4 protein-coding genes are annotated in these 2,904 nt (G+C 69.5%); 1 reads left to right on the forward strand and 3 read right to left on the reverse strand.

What is annotated here, in order from left to right; all coding sequences use genetic code 11:
- Positions 1 to 232 precede the first annotated feature (232 nt).
- Entirely contained in the window at positions 233 to 1,591 is a 1,359-nt protein-coding gene (locus tag ACLEQD_RS40500; RefSeq protein ID WP_410391278.1) for an RtcB family protein, read from the reverse strand.
- Between the two features lie 235 nt (positions 1,592 to 1,826).
- Between ACLEQD_RS40500 and ACLEQD_RS40505 the strand changes: the two genes are divergently transcribed.
- A complete protein-coding gene (locus ACLEQD_RS40505) occupies positions 1,827 to 2,108 on the forward strand; it encodes a hypothetical protein (RefSeq protein WP_120529470.1) in 282 nt (93 codons plus the stop codon).
- A gap of 81 nt (positions 2,109 to 2,189) precedes the next feature.
- Here ACLEQD_RS40505 and ACLEQD_RS40510 read toward each other — a convergent pair whose 3' ends face one another.
- On the reverse strand, positions 2,190 to 2,540 hold the full coding sequence (locus ACLEQD_RS40510; protein ID WP_410391279.1) for a DUF2019 domain-containing protein: 351 nt from the start codon (positions 2,538 to 2,540) through the stop codon (positions 2,190 to 2,192).
- Positions 2,541 to 2,652: 112 nt separating this feature from the next.
- Positions 2,653 to 2,904, reverse strand: a 252-nt coding sequence (locus tag ACLEQD_RS40515; RefSeq protein WP_410391280.1) for a hypothetical protein, incomplete at its 5' end; no start/stop codon positions are given.

The following is a 2,904-nucleotide window of genomic DNA, read 5'->3' on the forward strand; positions in this document are numbered from 1 at the left end:
GGCCAGGGCCTGGCGCACGCGGACAAGCCGGTCGGTCAACGCGGCGGCGTCGGCGGTGGCGCGGGCCACCTGTTCAGCGAGCTGCGCTTCCAGCCGGGCCATGTCGGCTTCGGCGCGCGCCAGCTCGGCTTCCCGGGAGGGGGTGGGGGACGGGGGCATGCGTGGGGCTCCAGGCGGACGCCCACTCTAGCGCCGCCCGGCCTCCCCCACGAGTCCCCTCCGGGGTCCACCCTCAGTCCGCGCCCTTGATGCAGGCCACCGGCTTGAGGCGGTGGGCCACCCGGGCGAGTCCGGCCTGCTCCACCGTCGCCAGCACGTCGTCCAGGTTCTTGTAGCAGGGCCCGGACTCGTCCAGCGGCGTGGTGCGGGTGTTGAGCAGGATGCCGGCCTCCGCCATGCGCCGGTCCGTCTCCTCCTGCTGGAGCTGCCGGCGCGCGGCGGCGCGTGACAGCCGCCGGCCGGAGCCGTGGTTCACCGAGTAGATGGACTTCTCCGCCCCCGCTTGCGCGAAGAGGATGGCGCTGCCCGTCTCCATGGAGCCGGGGATGAGGATGGGGTGCCCGGTGGCCTCCCACGTCGTCCCCTGGAGGGCCGGGTGGCCGGCGGGGAAGGCCCGCGTGGCGCCCTTGCGCGCGACGAACCTGCCGCCCTCCTTCTGGATGAGGTTGTGGCTGATCTCGTAGTAGATGCTCGCGGTCCCGCCGAACACGTCCTCGAGCGCCCCGCACACGGCCTCGCCGATGAGCAGCCGGTTGGCCACGGCGAAGTTGGCCGCCATGTTGTGCAGGTTCCAGTAGTGGCGGCCCAGGGCGCTGTCCGCGTCCAGCCAGACGAAGTCCTCGCTGCGGCTCTTGAGGCCCAGCTGCGCGGCGCCCTCCACGAAGAAGTGCTTGGCGATGTTCCAGCCGAAGCCCCGGCTGCCGGTGTGGAGCATCACCCAGACGCGGCCCTGCTCATCCACCTGCATCTCGGTGAAGTGGTTGCCGCCGCCCAGGCTGCCCAGCTGTCCGCGCTTGTCATAGGCGCGCACGGGGATGTCCACCCCGGTGTCCTCCACGGGGATGAAGTCGCGCTCGGTGACGGAGCGGTTGCGGCCCAGGGCCTTGGCGCCGTGGCGCAGGACCTCCTTGACGGTGGACTCGTTGAGCTTGCGCTGCTTGCGAGCCCGGGTGGCGCCCACGCCCACGGCGATGCGCTCGGTCACCTCGTTGATCCACTGGCGGCGCTTCGCGGGGTCGGCCACGTCCTCCACGGTGAGGGAGGTCTGGAGCTGCACCATGCCGCAGCCGATGTCGTAGCCGGCGGCGGTGGGCAGCAGGGTGCCGTCCGTCTCCACGATGGTGCCAATGGGGACGCCGTAGCCCACGTGACAGTCGGGCGTGACGGCGACGCGGGTGACGCCCGGGAAGGTGGCGGCGTTGACGACCTGGTCGAAGACGGCGTCTTCCAGCGCGGGGGCTTCCGGGTTGCCCTCTTCCCCCCAGAGGAGCTTGTCGGAGAGGAACAGGTCCGCGTGCACGCGCATCGTCTTGGTGCGTGGCAGGACGTAGTGGCCCTCGGAGACCTTTTCCAGGTGTTGCTTCCAGCTCATGGTGAATCCCCCAGGTGGGTGAACCCGCGGCAGGGACGAAGCCCTCCCTCATCCCTGACGGTGCCGGGTTCTGGACACACGATTGGCTGCCTGCCTGGCGTGCGCCAGGGAGAAATCCCGTGCGGTGGACGCAAGGAACGGTCGGGAGTGCACGGAGCGGCATTCATACAAGCCTGGGGGTTGCGGCATCCGATCGGCATTCCCATTTCTCCAACGTGCATCAAGGGGGTGGGCGATGGGGTTTTTGACGGGGATGGTGCTGGCGATGTCGTTGCAGGCGGGGCCGGTGGAGATGACGGCGGCTCCGGTGTTCAATCCGTCGCTGTGCGCCAAGAAGCGAGTGGATCCATGCGGGTGCCATCACGTGTACGGCATCCGGCACTGCCACCAGAATCGCAAGAGCAACCACTGCGAGGCGCAGGTCCGCGCGTACCAGCCGGACGTGGAGCAGGAGACCGCAGAGGCGACGAATCCGCTCCAGAGCCTCATTGACCCGGCCAAGTCCGTGTCCATGTAGGACGGCGCTGTTCCTGAGCGTGGCGGGAACTCCGGGCGTCCTTCCCAGGGTGGGGAGGGCGTCACGGTTCGTGGTGGAGGGCTATCCCGGATCCAGGGCCCAGGTGCCTTCTCTCCAGTGTTTGAGGGCCATGATCGCGTCGATGGCCCCGATGCCACCCTCTTTCGCTGCCACCTCCAAGACGGCCGTGGCCTCCGCGGTCCGGTAGCGGATCAGGAAGGCCGCCGCCGTGGCACGGACGTCCGTGCGCTCGTGCTTGAACAGCACCAGGAGTGCATCCCGCCCGGCATCTCCATGGGCCAGGAGTTGATCGATCGCGGCGTTGTACTTCCTGGCGTGCTTGTTTCCGGTCCTGGAATCGCCTCGATGGATGGCGTCGGTCTGGGCAGCGACGTGCTTCGCGACCTGCTCGACGAGCTCTTCCAGCGTCATCTCCAGACTCCCTTCCGCACGCGCTCTCGGCGGCGATTGAGCCGCGTCGGAGAAGTGCTCGACCACAAAGGAAGGCTGTCTGCAAAGAGCTTCGTTCCTGCACCGCCCCACCTCAGTGCGCGGCGGTCGGCTCGCCGGGAAGCTCCTCCGAACGGCTCACCTCGAGATCGCTCTCCGAGCGGATGATGACCCAGCGCGCCTGGGGCGACACACGCAGCGCCACCACGTTCGGCGCCAGGCGGCGCATCTCCGGCTTGTAAGGCAGCACCGCCAGCGGCGGCGCCGTCAGCGCCGACGCGTGCGGATGGCCGGCGGGCGCGTGCGGCACCGGCGCGGAAGCAGGCGGCGCAGGCAGGGTCCCGGG

It is taken from the genome of Corallococcus sp. 4LFB (assembly GCF_046520365.1).
Taxonomy (GTDB): Bacteria; Myxococcota; Myxococcia; order Myxococcales; family Myxococcaceae; genus Corallococcus; species Corallococcus caeni.

Coding starts and splice junctions, on each gene's coding strand:
- ACLEQD_RS40500 (WP_410391278.1), bottom strand. CDS start 1,591: ATGAGCTGGAAGCAACACCTGGAAAAGGTCTCCGAGGGCCACTACGTC.
- ACLEQD_RS40505 (WP_120529470.1), top strand. CDS start 1,827: ATGGGGTTTTTGACGGGGATGGTGCTGGCGATGTCGTTGCAGGCGGGG.
- ACLEQD_RS40510 (WP_410391279.1), bottom strand. CDS start 2,540: ATGACGCTGGAAGAGCTCGTCGAGCAGGTCGCGAAGCACGTCGCTGCC.